The 17,954-nt window shown below is 42.4% G+C and carries 15 protein-coding genes and 3 pseudogenes; 11 read left to right on the forward strand and 7 right to left on the reverse strand.

Annotated elements, in window-relative coordinates:
* From ACEWB7_RS14650 to ACEWB7_RS14660, 3 genes and pseudogenes are all read right to left on the reverse strand, one after another.
* A pseudogene (locus ACEWB7_RS14650) lies at positions 1-87 on the reverse strand (IS1595 family transposase); the annotation flags it as partial.
* Positions 88-140: 53 nt separating this feature from the next.
* Positions 141-1,058, reverse strand: coding sequence for a patatin-like phospholipase family protein (locus ACEWB7_RS14655; RefSeq protein WP_180033980.1), 918 nt, complete (start codon positions 1,056-1,058; stop codon positions 141-143).
* Between the two features lie 64 nt (positions 1,059-1,122).
* On the reverse strand, positions 1,123-1,752 hold the full coding sequence (locus ACEWB7_RS14660) for a 1-acyl-sn-glycerol-3-phosphate acyltransferase (protein WP_312318884.1): 630 nt from the start codon (positions 1,750-1,752) through the stop codon (positions 1,123-1,125).
* Between the two features lie 133 nt (positions 1,753-1,885).
* On the opposite strand from ACEWB7_RS14660, the gene ACEWB7_RS14665 reads away from it, so the two are divergent.
* The 3 genes from ACEWB7_RS14665 to ACEWB7_RS14675 all read left to right on the forward strand — a co-directional run bounded on the left by ACEWB7_RS14665 (position 1,886) and on the right by ACEWB7_RS14675 (position 5,229).
* Complete coding sequence (locus ACEWB7_RS14665) at positions 1,886-3,127, forward strand: MFS transporter (RefSeq protein ID WP_104426481.1); 1,242 nt, start codon at positions 1,886-1,888, stop codon at positions 3,125-3,127.
* 136 nt (positions 3,128-3,263) lie between these two features.
* Positions 3,264-4,391 (forward strand): porin, encoded by a 1,128-nt coding sequence (locus tag ACEWB7_RS14670; RefSeq protein WP_005234516.1) that lies wholly within the window; start codon positions 3,264-3,266, stop codon positions 4,389-4,391.
* Between the two features lie 136 nt (positions 4,392-4,527).
* Complete coding sequence (locus ACEWB7_RS14675; RefSeq protein WP_104426480.1) at positions 4,528-5,229, forward strand: HAD family hydrolase; 702 nt, start codon at positions 4,528-4,530, stop codon at positions 5,227-5,229.
* Here the strand turns inward: ACEWB7_RS14675 and ACEWB7_RS14680 are convergent.
* Positions 5,226-5,903 carry a DUF421 domain-containing protein gene (locus ACEWB7_RS14680; RefSeq protein ID WP_312210160.1) on the reverse strand — a complete coding sequence of 226 codons (678 nt, stop codon included), beginning with the start codon at positions 5,901-5,903 and terminating at the stop codon, positions 5,226-5,228. The genes ACEWB7_RS14675 and ACEWB7_RS14680 overlap by 4 nt on opposite strands.
* A gap of 478 nt (positions 5,904-6,381) precedes the next feature.
* Here ACEWB7_RS14680 and ACEWB7_RS14685 point away from each other — a divergent pair, with 478 nt between their 5' ends.
* The 3 genes from ACEWB7_RS14685 to ACEWB7_RS14695 all read left to right on the forward strand — a co-directional run bounded on the left by ACEWB7_RS14685 (position 6,382) and on the right by ACEWB7_RS14695 (position 8,666).
* Entirely contained in the window at positions 6,382-7,068 is a 687-nt protein-coding gene (locus ACEWB7_RS14685) for a carbonic anhydrase family protein (protein ID WP_312318890.1), read from the forward strand.
* 144 nt (positions 7,069-7,212) lie between these two features.
* Positions 7,213-8,256, forward strand: a complete 1,044-nt coding sequence (locus tag ACEWB7_RS14690; RefSeq protein WP_312318887.1) for a molecular chaperone DnaJ — start codon at positions 7,213-7,215, stop codon at positions 8,254-8,256.
* A 68-nt stretch (positions 8,257-8,324) separates the two neighbouring features.
* On the forward strand, positions 8,325-8,666 hold the full coding sequence (locus ACEWB7_RS14695; RefSeq protein WP_312318871.1) for an endonuclease domain-containing protein: 342 nt from the start codon (positions 8,325-8,327) through the stop codon (positions 8,664-8,666).
* Between the two features lie 169 nt (positions 8,667-8,835).
* Here the strand turns inward: ACEWB7_RS14695 and ACEWB7_RS14700 are convergent, their stop codons facing one another.
* Both ACEWB7_RS14700 and ACEWB7_RS14705 read right to left on the reverse strand, forming a co-directional pair.
* Positions 8,836-9,363: a hypothetical protein gene (locus tag ACEWB7_RS14700; protein WP_180052664.1), complete on the reverse strand. Its 528-nt coding sequence runs from the start codon at positions 9,361-9,363 to the stop codon at positions 8,836-8,838.
* Between the two features lie 78 nt (positions 9,364-9,441).
* The gene (locus ACEWB7_RS14705) at positions 9,442-12,336 is read right to left on the reverse strand and encodes a valine--tRNA ligase (RefSeq protein WP_312318866.1); all 2,895 of its coding nucleotides are present in this window, start codon (positions 12,334-12,336) and stop codon (positions 9,442-9,444) included.
* A 175-nt stretch (positions 12,337-12,511) separates the two neighbouring features.
* On the opposite strand from ACEWB7_RS14705, the gene ACEWB7_RS14710 reads away from it, so the two are divergent.
* The 3 genes from ACEWB7_RS14710 (at position 12,512) to ACEWB7_RS14720 (ending at position 15,554) form a co-directional block, all read left to right on the forward strand.
* Positions 12,512-13,207, forward strand: coding sequence for a hypothetical protein (locus ACEWB7_RS14710; protein WP_180002252.1), 696 nt, complete (start codon positions 12,512-12,514; stop codon positions 13,205-13,207).
* A complete protein-coding gene (locus ACEWB7_RS14715) occupies positions 13,207-14,013 on the forward strand; it encodes an SDR family oxidoreductase (protein ID WP_159122835.1) in 807 nt (268 codons plus the stop codon). Before ACEWB7_RS14710 ends, ACEWB7_RS14715 begins: the two co-directional genes overlap by 1 nt.
* A 266-nt stretch (positions 14,014-14,279) precedes the next feature.
* The gene (locus ACEWB7_RS14720; RefSeq protein WP_312307615.1) at positions 14,280-15,554 is read left to right on the forward strand and encodes a glutaminase; all 1,275 of its coding nucleotides are present in this window, start codon (positions 14,280-14,282) and stop codon (positions 15,552-15,554) included.
* Positions 15,555-15,688: 134 nt separating this feature from the next.
* Here ACEWB7_RS14720 and dhaK read toward each other — a convergent pair whose 3' ends face one another.
* On the reverse strand, positions 15,689-17,419 hold the full coding sequence (dhaK, locus tag ACEWB7_RS14725; protein WP_312307617.1) for a dihydroxyacetone kinase subunit DhaK: 1,731 nt from the start codon (positions 17,417-17,419) through the stop codon (positions 15,689-15,691).
* A 261-nt stretch (positions 17,420-17,680) separates the two neighbouring features.
* Here dhaK and ACEWB7_RS14730 point away from each other — a divergent pair.
* Together ACEWB7_RS14730 and ACEWB7_RS14735 are read left to right on the forward strand one after the other, a co-directional pair.
* Positions 17,681-17,827: pseudogene (locus ACEWB7_RS14730) on the forward strand (endonuclease domain-containing protein); the annotation flags it as partial.
* Positions 17,828-17,867: 40 nt separating this feature from the next.
* A pseudogene (locus ACEWB7_RS14735) lies at positions 17,868-17,954 on the forward strand (IS1595 family transposase); the annotation flags it as partial.

Here is a 17,954-nt window from a genome sequence, read left to right on the forward strand (position 1 = left end):
GGCTGTTTTGGAAGCAGGAATATCAACACAAAAGCATTGAATAATTTTTTTAATCTTGTAGTGACTTAATTTACTGTTTTCTATCATGATTCTAGACTAACATAATCATTTTGCTAGTCTAGAGCCTAAAAAATTTCTGATTAAAATTTTGCCGGTCGTGCAGGCTTGAATGCAGCCGGAGACTGCCTAAAATCACTGATGGCTTTTTCAATTGAACGGATTTTTAATTGCGCGGCTTTTTCACCTTCGAGAATGGTTTCATTGCTGGCTTTTAAATCCAGCGTACCGATATGACCTACTTTAGGCTGGATTACAATATTGGCCTGACTGAGTTCTTCATTGATACTTTGCTGACCCATGATATTAATCGTCTGGTCCAGTACGCCCCACATGTTGAGCGCTTTATTGCTGTCCGGACGGGCAGAAATATCTACGGCAATAACAATATCAGCTCCCATATCTTTGGCTGTTTTTACTGGAATTGGACTAACCAGACCGCCATCGACATATTTTGTACCGCCAATCACAGCGGGTACAAAGACATTCGGAATGCTGCAAGAGGCACGAACAGCTTGTCCGGCATTGCCTTTAATAAAGTCAGCTTTACGGCCATTGTCCAGGCGGGTTGCCACTGCCGCGAAGCGAATCGGGAACTGTTCAATCGGTTTATTCGCCACATTTTTATTGACGAAATCCTGCAGTTTCTGTCCGGCAATAATTCCTTGGCGGTTCAGGGTTAAATCACGAATATCGGATTCTTTAAAGTTCAAGGCGATTTGCTGCAACTGATAAGGGGATTTGCCGCTGGCATATAGACTGCCCACGAAGCTTCCGGCACTGGTTCCAGTGACAATCTTCGGTTTGATGCCATGCGATTCGAGGACTTTAAGTACCCCGATATGGGCAAAGCCTTTGGCACCGCCACCACCGAGAGCAATAGCTACCACAGGTTCACGAGCCTGAAGAGGAGTAGAGGGTGCTGGGGTTTTAGTAGCTTTATCACATGCTGCAAGGCTTAAGCCCAAGCAGCCAATCAGAGCATAACGGGCTAATTTCATTATAAAAAACTGGCGATTAAATCAACAAAATTCAGGCTATCACATCAAAAAAAGCCAGTTTTGCCTAGTCTTTTTTCAAAAGCTTTTGTAACGGCTTGGCGACCCAATCCAGATTTTTGGCCGAAAATTTACCTTCATAATGCTTATAGATCTGTTCCAGATCATATTCATAATTACCTGTCAGGTGATATACACCAAGGATATGAATGGTCTTGATGTCATAGTCAAAGGAAAACATCACAATCGGCAAATGGGCTGCCTTGGCAATATGATAAAAACCACTGCGGATTTTTTCTGGCGCCTTGCGAGAACCTTCCGGTGCCATACCTACCCAGATTCGGTCTGTCTTATTAATCACATCAACAATTTGTCGGGTGTGACCTTGCGGTGTATCGCGTACTACAGGAACCACACCGATCCATTCCAGAATGGGTTTAAGCGGAGTACGAAACAGGCTGTCTTTACCAAAAATCGTAATCTGAATACCCAGACCAAGTAGGGCATTAAAACCTAGCCAGGCATCGATATTCGAGGTATGCGGGGAAATAATCGCTACTGCTTTAGGCAGGTTAGGGAACTCGCCTTTAAGTTGCCAGCCCTGAGCCAAAAATAGCTGTTTAAACAGGGTCTGGCTCAGTTTGCCTCCGCGGGAGGGAACCAATGGAGGGAGTTTGGGGAAACGTGTTGTACTCATCGATGTCTCATCCTGAAACTTATTTTTCTTTATTTTTGATCATATTAGACTGTTGTAAAATCCGGATCATTGGCAAAATGTATAGCGATGATGGATGCTTTTAGCATTTTTACCTTAAGGACCTGCGCTGAATATGCGGAATACTTATATTTTATTGTTTTCCCTATATTGGGCACAGGGGCTTCCGGTCGGGTTTATGACCCATGCCTTGCCGGTCATTCTGCGAGCTGAAGGCGTATCTCTGGCACATATTGGTGGCTTTGGCCTACTCATGCTGCCATGGTCGATTAAAATCTTCTGGGCACCTTTAGTTGATCGCCATGGATCAAAAGCTAGAGGTCATTATCGAAGCTGGATTATTCCTTTGCAATGGCTTTCTGTCGCTGTACTGATTGGGCTGTCCTTCTTGCCGATCCAAGCCTTAAACCAGCCCCTGTTTCTGCTGACCTTTTTTATCACGTTGTTAGTGATGAATGGGATCGGCGCTACTCAGGATATTGCTACAGATGGACTGGCAGTCAATATTCTAAAAAATGAACAACAGCACTGGGGCAATACCTTTCAGGTGATTGGCTCCCGCTTGGGCTTTATTGTTGGAGGCGGGGCAATCCTGTGGTTACTCGATTTTTTGCATTGGCAGATGACCTTTTTGCTGCTGGCAGCTCTGGTCTTTCTGAATACTTTACCGGTGTTATGGTTTAAAGAGCCGGATCACCAAAAGATGATTTCTTCATCATCTGAAAAATTACCTGCTCGGACTAGAATCAAAGCTTATTTTCAATATTTTTTAGCTGATTATACCTTGGCGAAATGGCTGCTGGTTTTACTAACCTTTAAAGTGGCGGATGGTCTGTCTGGGCCATTATTAAAACCTTTGATGGTCGATTTGGGACTGAGTTTTAGCCAGATTGGTATTTATGTCACCATGCTCGGCGCTTTTGCAGCGTTGATTGGCGCAGGGCTAGCTGGCTGGTGTTTGAAATACTGGTCTCGTAGCTGGAGCTTAATGATTTTCTCTATTCTGAAAATACTCAGTCTAATCGCTTATGCCTGGCTGGCTGCACAATATGAAGTCCAAAACAAAGTAGCAAACTGGATCATTTATCTCATTAATGCTGTCGAGGATATGATATCGGCCATGCTCTTAGTCGTTATGTTGACCTTGGTGATGCAATACAGTCGCAAGCATCTGGCAGGGACTGATTTCACCTTTCAGGTCGCCTTGATGGCTACTATAAGCGGGGGACTTTATAGCCTGAGCGGGCTACTAGGGGACGCTTTGGGTTACCAAAACTATCTAAATTTGATCGTAATCATCGCGATTTTTTGCCTGATTCCTATTTTCCGATGGATGAAAGTAGCAAAAAATATTTAAAATCTCTTATGAATAAATAGGTTAATTGACTCCCCACCTAAAGTATTAAAAAGAATATGTAAATATTTTTTTAATAATTTTGTAATATAGGCGCCGTGTGTATTATTTGTAACAAAATAAGTTAAAGGATTTTTTAATGAAAACTAAGTTAGCAACAGCAATCGCACTCAGCCTTTTAGCGGGGACTACATTTGCAGCACCAACTTTCTATGGTGAAATTGACGTAACTGCAGATTACCTACCTGAAGACAATGTAGGTAAGAATCGTGACGTTGTAGAATTAAATAGCAATAATTCATTCATCGGTATTAAAGGTGATGAAAAACTGACTGACCGTTTAAGCGCACTTTATCAAGCTGAATTAACCTTCTATACAGATGATGGTCAGGGTGGCGAGGGTAATGATACTTTTGTACCGCGTAATATCTTTGTTGGTTTAAAAGATGAAAAACTGGGTGCTTTAAAAGTAGGTAAAATTGATACGCCTGTAAAACAGCTTTCTGCGGTTGTAGATACTTTTAATAACTATATTGATAATAAAGCCGATGTCGCAGGTATTTTTACTGGTGAAAACCGTATTGATAACGTTGTAGTTTATGAAGCTCCAGCTCTTGCGGTAGGTGAAGGTAAACTTAAAGCGACTGCACTATTAGCAACTGGTGAAGCGAGTGGTGTATCTAAATCCAATGGTGGTTCTAAAGTTGCAGGCCGTGGTTTAGGCGATGCATGGTCAGCATCTGTAGTCTATGACAGCAAACCTGTAGTTTTAGGTCTTGGTTATGACAAAGCGATTCCATCAAACTTTGCAGGTCGTGGTTTTGTAAATGCTTCTGCTCCGGAAGTAACAGGTGGGGTAGCAGGTAGTGCATTTGCTGCAGCGAACACTATTCGTGCGATTGGTCGTGTAAACCTTGATGGTGGTCTGTCTCTACGTGCTTTATACCAAACTTCAGAAGTTGAAGGTGTTGCAGGTAATGATGCTGCAGCTGCATCTATTGATGATGCACAAGGCTGGTTAATTGGTGCAGAATACAACCTGCCAAATGCAAAAAACTGGACAGTAAAAGGTCAATATAGCCAGAACACGACTGAATTTACTACGGCTAAAGCTGATTATGAAGCACAACAAATTATTGTTGGTGCAGACTATGCTTTCTCTAAACAAGTCAAAGCTTATGGCTATGCAGGTTATCTAACACTTGAACAAGGTTCATTAGAAACTAAACAACCAGTGGTTGGTACAGGCGTCGAATACAAGTTCTAATTTTAGAACAAAATAAAAGCGGTGCTTCGGCATCGCTTTTTTATGCCTGAAACAACAAAACTTAGCAATTTTAGGTCTAATCCTGAAAGTTCCCAGCTGTTACCATGACAGAAAATCCTCTATTCCTTTTTAAATTATGACCATTCAAGCTGTTTTATTCGATCTTGACAATACCTTGACGCATCGTGACCTGACGACACAGGCCTATAGCCGTTATCTGGCAGAATATTATGCTTCAGCATTTGCACAGGTTGAGCTTGAGAAAATTATCGAAATTGTACGACGCATTGATAATGGCGGTTATCCGAAAAAGGAATTGCTGACTCATGGCAGTATTGGCGCTTCAGCTGCATATGCATTGTTGCAGGAATTATCCTGGTTAACTCCACCAGATCTAGAGGAGCTAGCGCAGTTCTGGTTCAGCGAGTTTGGACGTTTCGCCGTAGAGATGCCGCAAGCAGGGCAAGTATTAAAACAGCTTAAAACTGAAGGTTATCGCTTGGCCATTGTATCCAATGGCGGACATGAGACCCGATTAAATACCATTCGCGGTTTAGGTATTGCAGAGTATTTTGATGAGATTATCAGTTCAGGTCTGGTCGGCTTTAATAAACCGCAACCGGAAATTTTCCAGATTACCGCAGAGCGTTTAGGCGTACAGCCAGAACAATGTCTTTATATTGGTGATCATCCTGTCAATGATGTTCAAGGCGCAACAGCCGCAGGTATGCATGCTTTGTGGATGCAAGGTTTCCATCCGGATGCCGGACATATTCAATATAAGATTCAGCAATTACCAGAAATCTTTGATCATTTGCAGCGGCTTAAGCAGCTTTAAGTAATCCGGTGGCTATTCATGGCTTTTGCCCATTGATGAGAATGACAGCGTGGACAAGTTTGTTCTGCTTCTTTTAAATGCTGGACTTGACCGCAATAAATACAGGCATAAAGCTCTTCTGGCTTGACTTCTTTGACAATACAGCAGGATTTCGGGAAAAGCGGGAGCCCATGCCGAACATCATCTGAATGGAAATACAAAATGCTGAATTTACCGTCAGTTTCCAGTAAACCTAAACGCACCTGACCCAAATGTTCAATGCCTTGCTGACGCATCTCAGCAAAGAATTCATCATGAGACATTTTGCCTTTTTTAATTTCATCAATGACCAGTAAACCATCTTCCACAATATGAATCGGTTTGCCTTCAAGCAGGTCTTCAAACCATTGAAATTTCATCATGAGCCAGGTGGTCAGACGATACAGGAAAATGATCACCGACATGATCAGTGCTGCCTGAATCAGGGGAAGATCTTCTGTAAACATCGGATCGCCGGCAATAGAACCTAAGGCAAGAATGATGGTGACTTCAAAGATCGAAAGTTGTCGTACCCCACGTTTACCTGTCAGCCGCAGAAACAGGATAATCATCGCGTACATCACTACACAGCGCAGCAAAATTTCTGTGGCAAATTCCCAGGTCGTATCATTTATAAATATGGTGGCCCAGTCCATTGTTATTATTCCAGATCACTCTTTGTTACGAGTCTATCAATCTCGGCTGTTAGTTTGCTGCTGTAATTGTGTAAGTTTTTGAATAAAAATAAATTATGTTTTTTGAATGTGATTGCTATGAGTAAAAGATATAGCGATTTTGAGAAAATAAGATAGATATTTCATGTAAATATTGATTGATTATTCAACAGATTAAATTTGAACCAGTTCACATTTTACTCTGTATGACTTTTAATCAGTATAAATAATATCCTGCTGAAATATATCAAGATAAAATCTGAGCAATTTCCTAGGAATAATGAGAACTATTTAATGATTTGTAATCAAATAACTTGATAATTATAAATTTCTGTATGTTGTGCCCTGAAAAATATAGCGATTAGATCAAGCTAAAAATCTGTTTTTTAAATTAAAAATATTGATTTTGACTTCCAAGAAAGGATGTATTGTGAAAAAGATATTCACGCTTTTAACGGTTATGGGCTTAAGTACAGCGGTATTTGCAGATGCAGACTGGAACTATGATCAGCCTGAACAGTGGTCGACTCTAAACCAGAAATATTCAGCCTGTAATGGACTGAACCAGTCACCAATCAATATCGAGCGAACAGTCAAAGCCGAACTGGAACCGCTCAAGTTTAGCTATAACACCATGATTCACGCAATTGAAAATAAAGGTCATACCGTTCAAGTAGACTTTGCTCAAGGCGGAGAATTGCAGCTGGATGATGAAACTTTTGTGCTGAAACAGTTTCATCTGCATAGCCCAAGTGAGAACCTGATTAAGGGCAAGAGCTATCCTTTAGAGATTCATTTTGTCCATGCCAATGCTCAAGGGGAACTTGCTGTAGTGGCGATGATGTTTGAGCAGGGTATAGAAAATCCGATGCTAAAACGTATGTGGAATCGCTTGCCGAAAAAGCAAGGTGAAAAAGTTGTCTTGAAGAACCCGCAACCTGTAAATGAGATGTTGCCTAAGAATCTGGATTATTACCGCTTTAGTGGTTCGCTGACCACACCACCATGTTCCGAAGGTGTGCGCTGGTTAATTCTGAAAGAGATCCAGCAGGCCTCAAAGCAACAGATTTCAGAATTTTCCAAGCTAATGGGACATTCAAATAACCGTCCGGTACAGCCCTTAAATGGCCGTGTGGTACTGGAATAATAAACAGCAGCATGGAAAAAAGCAGACACAGTTCTGCTTTTTTTAATTCTGATACAAATTTCAATAGCCTAAGGTCAAAAGAACTTTGTGGCGAATGCTGAAAGAATTAATATAGATAAGATTTCCTTGGGTCTTTCTGCTGCCATGCTCTTTGACTTAAAAACCATGATCCAGCCATTCACAGCACTTTCGCCACAGCAGAAGAAGCTGGATCGTCTGATTGATAAAATCGAACAGCAGAAGTTGGAGTTAAAACAATGGCAACAGGCTGAAGAAGACCTACAGCAATATACGTATAAAACTTTCATGCCGGTCTATCATGAATTACATGGTGTGCTGTTTGAGCAGCTCGAACAGCTCTGGACGCATTTACAGGAAACAGATTTCACCAAGGCCGAGTTGATAGTGCTGGATGAGAAGATTCAATACCTGGCAGATTATCTGCAAGATTCTCAGGCGATGTCAGCGCAAGAAGCCAATAAGGTCAATGAAATCTTCACTTATTATCAGCAACGCACTGAACATGCTCAATTCAGAAAAAGCCAAAAAAAGACCAATGAACTAAAAAGATTTTTTAAGAATGAAAATGCCCCAGATCCTGCAGATGCTGAGGGGTTTGAAGAATGGGCTTCTGATCATTTTCAGCATATCCGCGAGCAGGCCAAACTAAAACGCCAGCAGGAAAAGCAGGAACAGGCAGCCGCAATGGCAGAGCAGTCAGTGAAATCGGTATATTTAAAGATTGCTGCAGCGATTCATCCGGATCGTGAAGCAAATGACGTAAAGAAGATTAAAAAGACTGAATTGTTGCAACGTGCCAATGAGGCTTATGCAGAACAGGATTTGTTTGCCTTACTAAAAATGCAGCTTCAGATTGAGCAAGATCGAGATCCTTCGCAAAAGAGTTTAAGTGCAGAGCAAGTCAAGCTGTATCAACTGGCTTTGGATGCGCAGAGCCAGAAGTTACAAGAGAAGATCGATGCATTGATCAATCGACTGGTCTGGTCATCGAAAACCAGAATTGCAGTAAAAAAGGCAAAGAGTAACGTCCAAATTGTTGATCTGTACAAGCAGATTGATGAAGACACTTCAGCCATAAAACAGCAGATTAAGGTCGAAAAAGAACGCCTGATGTATATCAAAAAGGTAAGTGGATTAGAGATGTTTTTAAGGCGTGGGATGCTTTAAGGTTTTTCTACCTCTTCCTTGGGGAGAGGTTATAAAATCTGCTAATCTCACAAAAAATAAAAAATACCATGAACAAAAAGCTTGATCCTCAACTTTTAATTTTCGCCAAATTCATGCGCTACACTGCCACCGATGCTGAGCACCTCATGTGGCAAATCCTTCGTGCCAAACGTTTTATGAATCTTAAATTTCGTCGTCAGCATGTGATTGAGCCTTATATTGTGGATTTTTACTGTCATGAAATTGGTTTGGTGATTGAGTTGGATGGCAGTCAGCATGGAACGGATGATGCTATGGAATATGATGCTGAAAGAACCAAGTTTTTGGAGGCTTTGGGTTTGAGAGTTGTGAGGTATTGGAATAATGAAGTGTTGGGGCGGACGGATGTGGTGTTGGAGGATTTGTGGTGAGTGTGTTTTGAATTGAAAAGCAAAAGTACCTCTCTCTAACCCTCTCCTAAAAGGAGAGGAAACACCATTGTGAAATTAATGCATGTACTAAATCAAATGACGCTCCCTCTCCCTATGGGAGAGGGTTGGGGTGAGGGATTATTTAAATTAAAAACTTAAATTATATGATTTAAGTTGGCTTAGTTTGAGAATTCATCTCTTCAATATTTTCTATAAGCTTTTCTACTAATATGTGAAGATTTTTAGCTTCTTCAATAAAGAGGTCTTGATGATTTAACCACGCAGCGTGGTATCCACGGCGTTGTAGATAAGAGTTTTCATTAAGATGTTCTTCGGCTTTAAATAGTTCAAAGCAGAATCTAGTTAATAGGTCATGTTTAAAATCACTATCCATTAAAGATTGGATTTTTTGGGAAAAATGAGGAATTAATTCAAAATAATTGCTATTAAACTCTTCTATGTCATCTCCAAAGAGGTCTTTTGTATTAGGATTATTTTCCTCTAAAAATTCAAATATAGTTCTCTTAATCAAATATAGAGTTGGTAGAAGCAGTAGTAATGTATTTTTTCTTCGTAATTCAGCACTTGTATTCTGTATAGTTAATTGATTTTTATTGGATTGATAAGGAACCCATGCTGCTATTAGTATAGCGATAATGCTTCCAATCGCTTGTATCCAAGCTGGTAGATCAGTCAAAATGAATTCCTTTTTTATAAAAATAAAGGGCTGAATAATCAGCCCTTTATACATTGAATTAGATCAAATTGCCAACAATTATAGCGCCGCAATCTGCTCCATATTCGCTTTAATTTTCGCTAACTGGTTAGCAAATTCAGCCAGTTTCGCACGTTCACCTTCAACTACAGCAGCAGGAGCTTTTGCGACGAAACCTTCATTAGAAAGTTTGTTCGCGATCTGGTCATGCTGCTTTTGAACCTTGTCTAAGTCTTTTTGTAGACGACCCAATTCCGCTTTAGGATCAATCAGACCTTTCATTGGAACGAATACAGACACGTGACCAACAACTGAAGATGAAGACAATGGTGGTTGTTCGCCATCAGCCAGGAAGGTGATACTTTCAACTTTTGCCAATGCTTTGAACAGTGCTTCAATACGTGTGATCTGTGCTTTTTCAGCTTCAGTGGTGTTTTGAAGAAGAACAGGCAACAAGCGAGCATTACCCAAGCCCATCTCACCGCGGATGTTACGTACCGCACCGATCAAACCTTGCAGCCATTGCATGTCTGCTTCAGCCTGTTCGTTGATCTTCGCTTCATCTGCAACAGGGTACTGAGCCAGCATAATGGTTTCGCCAGAGATCCCCAGTTTAGGTGCAAGCGTTTGCCAGATTTCTTCAGTCAGGTACGGCATGATTGGGTGTGCAAGACGTAAAGACGCTTCCATCACTGCCAATAACACACGGCGAACTTCAGCTTTACGCTCTTCAGATACGTTTTCATCATTCAGAACCGGTTTAGTCAGCTCGACATACCAGTCACAGTATTCATTCCAGATGAATTCGTAGATCGCTTGCGCAGCCAAGTCTAAACGGTAAGTCGCGAATGCTTGCTGAACTGCTTGTTCTGCTTTTTGCAGACGGCTCACGATCCATTGTTCAGGCAATTCCCAAAGATCAGGACGAGCAGTTTGACCTACGGTCTGGCCTTCAACGTTCATCATCACGAAACGGGTACCGTTCCAGATTTTGTTGGCGAAGTTACGGTAACCTTCCACACGTTTCATGTCGAACTTGATGTCACGACCAGTGTTAGCAAGCGCACAGAAAGTGAAACGAACTGCGTCAGTACCGTAAGCCTGAATACCTTCTGGGAATTCTTTACGGGTAGATTTCTCAATCTTCGCCGCCTGTTTAGGATTCATCAGGCCGAAAGTACGTTTTTGTACCAAAGTTTCCAGATCAACACCATCAATCAGGTCTAATGGGTCAAGTACGTTACCCTTAGACTTAGACATCTTCTGACCTTCGCCATCACGTACCAGACCGTGTACATACACAGTTTTAAATGGTACTTGCGGTGTGCCATCTTCATTTTTCATGAAGTGCATGGTCATCATGATCATCCGGGCAACCCAGAAGAAGATGATGTCGAAACCAGTCACAAGAACATCAGTCGGGTGGAAAGTATTCAAGAAATAGTTTTCTTTATCTTTCGCTTCGTCGCCAGTCCAGCCTAAAGTTGAGAATGTCCACAGACCAGAAGAGAACCAGGTATCCAGTACGTCTTCGTCCTGTTTCAATTCAACTTCAGGTGCAATACCGTGTTTCGCACGAACTTCTTCTTCGTTACGACCAACAAATACATTGCCTTCAGCATCGTACCAGGCCGGAATACGGTGACCCCACCACAATTGACGCGAGATACACCAGTCCTGAATGTTGTTCATCCATGACATGTACATATTGCTGTACTGCTCAGGAACGAACTTGATACGGCCATCTTTTACCGCTTCAATGGCAGGTTCAGCCAGTGGCGCAATTTTTACATACCATTGGTCTGTTAGAAGTGGCTCAACGATTACGCCTGAACGGTCACCGCGAGGTGGTTTCAGTGTGTAAGGTTGGATCTGATCTAACCAGCCTTCAGCTTCTGCTTGCTCAATCAGTTTTTTACGCGCTTCAAAACGTTCTAAACCGATGTAGTCTGCAGGCGCAGGGATGGTTTTAGAAATCTGTTCGCCCGCTTTCGCGATGTATTCAAACTCAGCCAGAACTTCGGCATTTTTGTTGAAGATGTTGATCAGTGCCAGACCACAGCGTTTACCTACTTCATAGTCATTGAAGTCGTGTGCAGGTGTAATTTTTACACAGCCTGTACCGAATTCTTTTTCAACATATTCGTCAGCAACAATGGCAACGGTACGGCCAGTAATAGGCAATACGATATTTTTACCGACAAGATGTGCATAACGCTCATCTTCAGGGTTGACCGCAACCGCAGTATCACCGAGTAATGTTTCTGGACGAGTGGTTGCAACGACAATATGGTCTTTGCCATCTTGAGTGCGAAGCGATTTATCTTCAAAGAAATATTTGAAGTGCCACAATGAGCTTTGTTCTTCTTTATCAGATTCTACTTCAAGGTCAGACAGGGCGGTTTGCAGTTTAGGGTCCCAGTTCACCAGACGTTTGCCGCGGTAAATCAGGCCTTCTTCATGCAGTTTCACGAATACTTCTTTAACCGCGTTGGATAAACCTTCATCCATGGTGAAGCGTTCACGTGACCAGTCTACAGAAGAACCCAAACGACGGATTTGACGGGTAATGTTACCGCCAGACTGTTCTTTCCATTCCCAAACTTTTTCGATGAACTTTTCACGGCCCAGATCATGACGGCTTACGCCTTGAGCACCTAACTGACGCTCAACAACCATCTGGGTTGCGATCCCCGCATGGTCAGTACCTGGCTGCCATAAGGTATTTTTGCCTGACATACGGTTATAACGAGTCAAGGCATCCATGATGGCATTGTTAAAACCATGACCCATGTGCAAGCTACCAGTGACGTTTGGCGGCGGAATCATGATACAGAATGATTCACCTTTTTGAGACGGCTTGAAGTAACCGCGCTCTTCCCAAGTTTGGTACCATTTTTTCTCGATCTCGGTCGGATCGTAGGTCGTAGCAATATTTTGCGCTGAATCAGTCATAGTCTAAACAGATCAAAAGTGGATAAAAAATTGCATCTATTGTAGCAAAAAAATTAAGGCATGCGGCAGCTTAACCAAAAGCAAACTTTCGCCAATTGGCAGTTGCCTGAACTCAACGTATGATAGATTGATAAAAACGCGACTCATCGCAGACGATTAAAAAAAGGATAACAAGATGAGCTATAGCATTTCTCTCAAAATTCACCCCGATACCCATCAACGCTTTAAAGACCTGCATTCTCGATTTAATGCTGGCGAGCAGGAAAGCCTGGCCAAACTGCTCGGTGAAAATCTGGCCGATATTGCCTGTGAAATTATTGACCAGATTTTTGGTCGTGTGGTGCAGCTCTCTAGCTCCCCAGATCAGGAATCCGAAAAAGTCATTCAACAGATTTTAGAAACGACTCGCAAATATATGCCATGGTCGGTTTCTTTCTTTGGTAATGATCGGCTGATTCCTATGGTGAACTATCTGTACAAGATGACCCATGAAAATGAAGATGGATACTTTGTTCGCTATCCGGTAGAACGCATGCTGATCACGGAACTGCTGGGCTGCGTGGAGCAGATGAAAAGTGGCAATAACCAGTATGTCTCACCGGCATTGAAAGCTTTTATTCAGGTGGTGGATCAGGGTGTGACGCATCTGGTGCGTGAACCAAAAAAGATGCTGAAATTTAATGTGGTGGTGGATAAAACATTGAATGGTGTGATTCACCTGACCACACAACTGGGTTATAAACGTTTTGATAAACTCGGTAGCCTCTATGATGCGGATACCATGAGTTATTATTTTGAGCAGTTGCTGGCATTTCTGGAAGATGAAATGCCACCAGGAACACATTCATATAAAGAGGGTGACAGGATTTAATGGCAAAACTAGAAAATTTACAGGGAAAAGTAGTCTGGATTACCGGAGCATCTTCAGGAATTGGTAAGGCACTGGCTGAAGAATGTGCTGCCCAAGGTGCACAGATAGTATTGACTGCACGACGTTTGGAAGAACTGGAAAAAGTCCGTTCAGGACTGGTGAATCCTGATCAACACATCTCAGTCGTGGCCGATATTACTGATGAAAGTCAGGTACGCACGGCTTATGAACAGGTGCTGAGTGAGAAAGGCCGCATTGATTGGCTAATCAATAATGCCGGACTCAGCCAGCGTGCCCTGATTCAGGAAACCACCATGCAGACTGAACGCGCCATTATGGAAGTCGATTATTTCTCTCAGGTGTTTTTCACCAAAACAGTTTTACCGACATTTTTAAAACAGAAATCTGGCCGGATTGCTTTTATTTCCAGTGTGGCCGGTCTGCTTGGAACTCAATATCGGGCGTCTTATTCAGCAGCCAAAGGCGCGATTCATATGTGGGCGAATAGCCTGCGCGCTGAAATGGCAGATCAGGGTATTCAGGTATCCGTGATTTTTCCGGGCTTTATTAAAACTAATGTGTCTTTTAATGCCTTAAATGGGGAAGGCAAACCTCAGGCCAAGCAGGATGAAGCGATTGAAAATGGCCTGGAACCGGCTGATTTTGCCCGTCAGACTGTAGAAGCGTTGAAACGTGGTGAAGAATATATCGTGGTGGGGGGCTCTAAAGAAAAACTGGGTGTTCTAGTGTCACGTCTATCGCCAAAAGTATTGTATAAGATGATTCGCAAAACTAAGGTGAAATAATCTGTTTGCAAGATCAAGCTGGTTGTCATCGGTTACAGGTTTATTGCTCGATAGAAATAGACCTGTAATCTGAAAATAGTATGCTCATCTTTATAATTTATCTATTTTAAGCTTCCTGATCTTGTCCAATGAATTCATTTATTTCCTCTATCTCTTTTGTCCATATCCCATTTTCACAACATAAAACTGCATAAAAGTAGCAAAACCGTCTTCAGTATTCAGTTTTAATAAAAATGATATAAAAGATTGAGATGGGAGCATTTGCCATGAAAACGCCGGTACCGGATTACTTGAATCATGTGCTTTCTGCTTGCCATGATAATAAAAAAGGCGCGCTGGCAGATTACATTCCTGAACTTGCTGCGGTTGATCCTGACAAGCTCGGACTTGCACTATCGACAGTAGATGGAACCATCTATTCTGCCGGGGATGATGACGTTGAATTTACCATGCAGTCTCTTTCCAAGCCTTTTGCCTATGCGCTAGCAATCAAGGAACTAGGGCTAAAACAGGTACTGGAAAAAGTGGGTGTAGAACCTTCGGGAGAGGCCTTTAACCAGATTTCGTTGGAAAAAGAACGCAATATTCCAAAAAACCCGATGATTAATTCTGGTGCGATTACCACGCATTCTCTGATTCCTGCCAAGAAAACAGTATCACGTGCTGAACAGTTACGCCGTTTTTTAAGTGGACTGGCTGGACGTGAATTGTCCTTTGATGAGCAGGTGTATAACTCCGAGATTAAAACGGCTTTTCGGAATATGTCGATTGGCTACATGTTACGTACGGTCGGTGTGCTGGATGAAGATCCCAAAGAAATCGTGCATGGCTATATCAAGCAGTGCGCGATTAAGGTCACCGTCAAAGATCTAGCCGTGATCACCAGTATATTGGCCAATGGTGGTGTGCATCCTAAGACGGGTAAGCGCATGCTGGATCGGGCCTTAGTCCGACAATTGCTCAGTGTCATGCTGACCTGCGGTATGTACGATGCTGCTGGAGACTGGCTGACCACAGTCGGTATTCCGGCCAAAAGTGGCGTGGCAGGTGGCATTATTGGAGTGCTGCCAGGGCAAGTGGGAATTGCGGTATTTTCCCCAAAAATTGATGAGCATGGTAACAGTGTGCGTGGTGTCAGAATCTTTGAAAATCTGTCACACGATATGGGATTGCATCTCATGGAAGGTACGCCGTCAGCACAAACCATTCTGCAAAGCCGTTATACGGTGGGCAAAAAGAATAACGTCGTGGTTTATGAATTGCGTGGCGTGTTGCAATTTACCGAGTCTGAAATGCTGCTACGCATCTTGCAAGATGAACCGGAAGGTAAAAGCACCATTATTCTCGATTTAACCAATCTTACTCTAATGCATGATGTTGGTGCCCGGATGCTGTTTGAAGGCGTGGATCGCTTAAAACAGGATGGGCATAAAGTATTGGTTATAGACTCAGAAGGTCTGCTGGATAAAGATCAGTTGAAGGGTAGAAAAAGGGTGGTAGTGACGGAGGCGTTGGAGAAGTTTTTGGAAAAGTATAAATAACCTCTCCCTTGCGCAGCAGTGCTGCTCATCTCCTAAAAGGAGAGGGAATTTCACTGTGAAATCTAACCCTCTATTTAATTAAATGAAACACCCTCTCCTGTGGGAGAGGGATGGGTGAGGGATAAGTCAAAAAATTACTTAATATGCTCAGCAATATCGGTAAAGATCACACCTAAACCATGTGCGCCAGCATCTGGATAACCCAGACTACGATCACCCACAGTCCCGGCACGACCCATACGTGCCACGATATCTTTGGTGGATTCCGCACCTTGAACAGCTGCTTGCGCACCCAGTACAAAGTTTTCTTTAAAGGTCTTGTCGGTATTGGCAGACCATGAATCTGCACATGGCACCAGAGCATCAATTAAGGTTTTGTCACCCACGACTGCACCACGACCGAATGAGCGTTCGCCTGTAATCTGAATGCCTTTGACTGCTGCTTGTAGCATCTCTGCAAAATTCGCCACGGTTAATGTGGTTTTACCTTTAATGGCTTTACTTGCAGCACGGAAAGCTGAACCCCAGATTGGACCTGATGCACCGCCACAATGTTCCATGATGATCATTGAACAGTTCAGCAGAAAATCATCCATCTGTTCAGCTTGAACCAGTTCATGCCATTGGCGTTTAAGTTGTTTAAAACCTTTGGCCACACTCATTCCGAAGTCGCCATCACCAGCATGAGCATCTAACTCACAGAAAGGTACTTCATTTTTAATGATGCAGGCACTCATCACATCGACCACATAGCGCATGTTTTCAATGGTGAATTGTTCATTGGCAATCACAGCATGTTCAGGATGTGTTTCAACATCTGTATTTACTGTGCGTACAGCAGCTTGGTCTTTGGCAGCAAACTCAAATGGCAGTGCAGTTGAACCATCCATTTTAAATGCAGGAGTATTGGCTTCTGCATCCAAATAAGTTTTCAATTCATCATCCACCGCCAACAAGGAAACAGATGCACCTGCCATGTCGATACTGGTCATGTAGTTGCCGACAAAGGTACGGTAAATTTTGATGCCTTTACTTGCCAGATGTTCACATACATCATTATTGAACACATACAATTCTTGCAGTGGTGTTGTACCAAAGCCATTTACTAGAACTGCAACTTCAGTCAGGTTTGGACGATCCAGGAACAGGTCATCGACAATGCGCTGAGCTAGTTCTTTAGAAGGCAGAATCTTTTCACGACGGATCCCCGGTTCACCGTGGATACCGACGCCGTATTCCATTTCATCTTCAGCTAAAATGAACGTTGGTGTGCCTTTGGCTGGAACGGTACAAGAGGTAAAGGCAAAACCAAGGCTAGTCACATTGTCAGCTGCTTTTTGCGCAAGCTCTTTCACACGTGCAAGTTCATAACCTTTTGATGCGGCAGCACCGGCAATTTTATGCACGAAGATTGTACCGGCAACGCCACGACGGCCAACGGTATATAGGCTGTCTTTTACTGCAATATCATCTGCCACTTTGACGTAATCAACTTTGATGCAATCTTCAGTCGCTAAGGCAGCACCATTCTGGAAATTCATCATATCGCCAGAATAGTTTTTGATGATCATCAAGACGCCTTTGTCAGTCGCGACTTGCTGTAAGGCTTTATAGACCTGAATTTGTGAAGGAGAGGCGAACACATCACCACATACAGCAGCGTCCAGCATGCCTTGACCAACAAAGCCGGCATGAGCAGGTTCATGACCGCTACCACCACCACTGATCAGGGCGACATTTTGGTGTTTTTCTTTTCGGGAAATGATTTTATAAGATTCATTAAATGCCAGTTCTGGATGTGCCAGGATAAAGCCTTTGCACATTTCGACAACGATGTTTTCAGCACCGTTCATGAGTTTCTTCATTGGGACACCAATAGTCATTGATTTGGAAGATAAATTTATTGGTCTATTATTCATGAAAGTGATGATTTTTGCAGACTTAAAAGTGTAAAAATGAATAGTTTGGGATTGATGGGTTAGAAAAGGGGCGCATATTTGATAAATTAAATTCCTCCCAACCTCCCTTTGAAAAAGGGAGGCGCTGTTATGTAATTTATTTGTTTACGTGGAGTTCCCCTCTTTGGAAAAGAGGGGTTAGGGGAGATTTCAAAAAAGAGAATAAAAATGAAGCCTTACAATAAAAACTTAAAACAAGTCTCACGTGACTTACGCAATAACATGACCGAAGCTGAAAAATTGTTATGGTCAAAACTTCGTAGTAAACAAATCCTAGGTTTGCAGTTTTATAGACAGAAGCCAATTTTAAATTACAGGCTCTAGACTAGCAAAATGATTATGTTAGTCTAGAATCATGATAGAAAACAGTAAATTAAGTCACTACAAGATTAAAAAAATTATTCAATGCTTTTGTGTTGATATTCCTGCTTCCAAAACAGCC

The sequence above is a fragment of the Acinetobacter sp. NIOH-H-8 genome, assembly GCF_046635365.1.
Classification (GTDB): Bacteria; Pseudomonadota; Gammaproteobacteria; order Pseudomonadales; family Moraxellaceae; genus Acinetobacter.

Excerpts from the sequence above, each read along its gene's own strand:
- ACEWB7_RS14655 (WP_180033980.1), bottom strand. The coding sequence starts at position 1,058 with ATGAAATTAGCCCGTTATGCTCTGATTGGCTGCTTGGGCTTAAGCCTT.
- ACEWB7_RS14660 (WP_312318884.1), bottom strand. The coding sequence starts at position 1,752 with ATGAGTACAACACGTTTCCCCAAACTCCCTCCATTGGTTCCCTCCCGC.
- ACEWB7_RS14665 (WP_104426481.1), top strand. The coding sequence starts at position 1,886 with ATGCGGAATACTTATATTTTATTGTTTTCCCTATATTGGGCACAGGGG.
- ACEWB7_RS14670 (WP_005234516.1), top strand. The coding sequence starts at position 3,264 with ATGAAAACTAAGTTAGCAACAGCAATCGCACTCAGCCTTTTAGCGGGG.
- ACEWB7_RS14675 (WP_104426480.1), top strand. The coding sequence starts at position 4,528 with ATGACCATTCAAGCTGTTTTATTCGATCTTGACAATACCTTGACGCAT.
- ACEWB7_RS14680 (WP_312210160.1), bottom strand. The coding sequence starts at position 5,903 with ATGGACTGGGCCACCATATTTATAAATGATACGACCTGGGAATTTGCC.
- ACEWB7_RS14685 (WP_312318890.1), top strand. The coding sequence starts at position 6,382 with ATGGGCTTAAGTACAGCGGTATTTGCAGATGCAGACTGGAACTATGAT.
- ACEWB7_RS14690 (WP_312318887.1), top strand. The coding sequence starts at position 7,213 with ATGCTCTTTGACTTAAAAACCATGATCCAGCCATTCACAGCACTTTCG.
- ACEWB7_RS14695 (WP_312318871.1), top strand. The coding sequence starts at position 8,325 with ATGAACAAAAAGCTTGATCCTCAACTTTTAATTTTCGCCAAATTCATG.
- ACEWB7_RS14705 (WP_312318866.1), bottom strand. The coding sequence starts at position 12,336 with ATGACTGATTCAGCGCAAAATATTGCTACGACCTACGATCCGACCGAG.
- ACEWB7_RS14710 (WP_180002252.1), top strand. The coding sequence starts at position 12,512 with ATGAGCTATAGCATTTCTCTCAAAATTCACCCCGATACCCATCAACGC.
- ACEWB7_RS14715 (WP_159122835.1), top strand. The coding sequence starts at position 13,207 with ATGGCAAAACTAGAAAATTTACAGGGAAAAGTAGTCTGGATTACCGGA.
- ACEWB7_RS14720 (WP_312307615.1), top strand. The coding sequence starts at position 14,280 with ATGAAAACGCCGGTACCGGATTACTTGAATCATGTGCTTTCTGCTTGC.
- dhaK (WP_312307617.1), bottom strand. The coding sequence starts at position 17,419 with ATGAAGAAACTCATGAACGGTGCTGAAAACATCGTTGTCGAAATGTGC.